At 36.1% G+C, this 2,550-nt stretch carries 3 protein-coding genes and 1 pseudogene; 1 reads left to right on the plus strand and 3 read right to left on the minus strand.

Annotated features, from left to right (window positions below; all coding sequences use genetic code 11):
- The coding region (locus tag WBN20_RS17265; RefSeq protein WP_424282587.1) for a hypothetical protein at positions 1-462 on the plus strand (462 nt) is incomplete at its 5' end.
- A gap of 190 nt (positions 463-652) precedes the next feature.
- On the opposite strand, the gene WBN20_RS17270 is transcribed toward WBN20_RS17265, so the two are convergent.
- The 3 genes and pseudogenes from WBN20_RS17270 to WBN20_RS17280 form a co-directional block, all read right to left on the minus strand.
- Positions 653-1,804 (minus strand): MFS transporter, encoded by a 1,152-nt coding sequence (locus WBN20_RS17270; protein ID WP_424275723.1) that lies wholly within the window; start codon positions 1,802-1,804, stop codon positions 653-655.
- 34 nt (positions 1,805-1,838) lie between these two features.
- Entirely contained in the window at positions 1,839-2,243 is a 405-nt protein-coding gene (locus WBN20_RS17275; protein ID WP_424282588.1) for a VOC family protein, read from the minus strand.
- A gap of 61 nt (positions 2,244-2,304) precedes the next feature.
- A pseudogene (locus tag WBN20_RS17280) lies at positions 2,305-2,550 on the minus strand (kynureninase); the annotation flags it as partial.

Consider the following 2,550-nt stretch of genomic DNA (forward strand, 5'->3'; position numbering starts at 1 on the left):
GTGCTCATATTTAGCTGTAAAACCGAACAGAAAAAAGATGCAATTACAGAAAATATAGAACAAACCATTCCTGAAAAAATAGCCTATGCTCATGGTTTGCAAGAATGGAAAAATGTAGAAGAACTAAAATTTACATTTAATGTTGACCGGGATACTACTCATTTTGAGCGGGATTGGGTTTGGAATATTCAGAGAAATGAGGTTACAGGAAGCTCTGAAGGAGATTTGGTTACTTATAACCGAAGTGAGATAGACAGCACTGTAGCTATAGTTGATGCAGGTTTTATAAACGACAAATATTGGTTATTAGCGCCTTTTAACCTGGTATGGGATAAAGATAGTTTCAGTTATGAAGCAACAGCAGCTGCAGAAGCTCCAATTAGTAAAACGCCGATGCTAAAACTGACTATTGTTTATACAGGCGAAGGAGGTTATACACCCGGAGATGCCTATGATTTTTAATATGGGGATGATTATATCATCAAGGAATGGACATTTCGTAAAGCAAATCAGACAGAATCCACACTAACAACTACATGGGAGGAATATACAACCTTAGATGGATTGAATATCTCAAAGACACATAAAAATGCCGAAGGGAATTTTAAATTGTATTTCACAAATATTCAGGTAAAATAGCTCCTTACAAGACTTATTCCTTTTTTTTCTTTTTTAGCAGAAAAGTGGCACCTAAAACAGCGATAGAACAAATCATCAAAGTAGTAAAACTCAAACTTAAGGAGAATTGTTCTGCTATAAAACCTAAAATTACAGGTCCAACTAGAAAGCCTGAATATCCTGTACCTGCAATAAAAGCAACTCCCTGAGAAGATTCTACTCCTTTGACATTACCTCCAATTCTGAATAATTCAGGGACAATTACAGAAAATCCAAGACCGGTAAGTGCAAATCCGGCAATGGCCAAATACATATCTGTGGTAAGTACCAGCAGATAACCAACAACGGATATTAAAGATCCCAACGCTACTATTTTTATTGAGCCTATTCTAGAACTTATTGAATCTCCTAAAAAACGCCCAAGGGTCATAAATACCTGGAATCCCAAAAATCCTGCCCCCCAAATAGCTTCAGGTGCAAGACTAACTTCCTTTAAAAATAATCCACTCCAATCTACTATGGCTCCTTCACTGCCCATTACAACAAACGATACGACTCCAAGCAGCACTAAGGGCTTGAAATTTTTTATGCTAAACGAATCTTTTTCAATAGGTGCAGCTATAACATTGCGATATTGCTTATAAAAAACAAAATTTACCAAGAGAACCAATAAGACGGCCAAAAGCATATGCAAACCCCTATTGTCTATTACAGTTATTAAAAAACTGCCAAGCCCTGCCAGAACGCCACCAAGACTAAAAAAGCCATGGGAAGCAGACATAAACTTTTGTTTATCCTCTTTTTCAATTTCAGTAACCAGGGTATTCATAGAAATATCCGTAAAGCCATTAGTGGCCCCAAAAAATAAAAGAGCAACAGCAAGGCTAATAAAACCAGGTGCAATTAACGGAAATAAAGCAGCAATACAACTAAGGATTATACCAATTGAGGTAGCTTTACCCACTCCAATTTTATTTATGATTTTAGAAGCTACAGGGAAAACCATAAAAACTCCCAGTGAAAGAAAAAAAATAGCAATACCAAGGGTGGCCTTGTTTATCCCAAGATCTTCTTTTACAGAAGGTATATAAATGGCCCAGGTACCAAATAATATATTTAAGCTGGCAAAAACCCAGGCAGGCCCGAAATATCTGGGATTTGAAAGGATTAGTCTAAGAGATCTCATAAGCTGCCTTTTAAAAAAGGCCAAAAATATACATTCATTCGATAAACAATGTGGTTACTTCTAAACGATTATTATCGGGATCCAGCGCCTCAAATTCATAATATCCATCACCCGTTTTTCTTGGACTACTAATTACCTTATATCCATCTCTTTTCAACTCCGCAGCCTTTTGATCAACTTCAGACATGCTGTCTACTCCAAAGGCCAAATGAATGATTCCCAGATGCTGTTTCCCTATTGTATCATTTCTGTTTTCTGTTATATCGGGCATATACATTAGTTCTAATCTTGCACCAGAATCAAAAGTGAGAAAGTAACTCTGAAACCCTTTGGTATGATTATAATACAGGGTATTGGCCTTACCTCCAAAATAGCTAACATAGAAATTCTTAAGCAATTCAAGCTTTTTGGTCCATATGGCTACATGCTCTAATTTCATTGATTTACATTAAAATACTTTGGTAAATATCTTTAAACAACCATTATAGAATGCTATAAAATCAGGTCTTTACATTTCTACTCTTACTCAATATCCCTTTTTTTAAAATTTGTCCGAAGTTATACATGTCTTCATAACTACAATAAAATGGTGCCGGTGCAAGTCTTATGACATTAGGCTCCCGCCAATCCGTAATCACCCCATTTTCCATCAAATAATCAAACAAAGATCTACCCTCGCCGTGGATCAAAACAGATAATTGACATCCTCTTTCATTAGGTGTAATAATTTCAAAACTACTATCCAC

Source organism: Eudoraea sp., assembly GCF_049665975.1.
Lineage (GTDB): Bacteria > Bacteroidota > Bacteroidia > Flavobacteriales > Flavobacteriaceae > Eudoraea.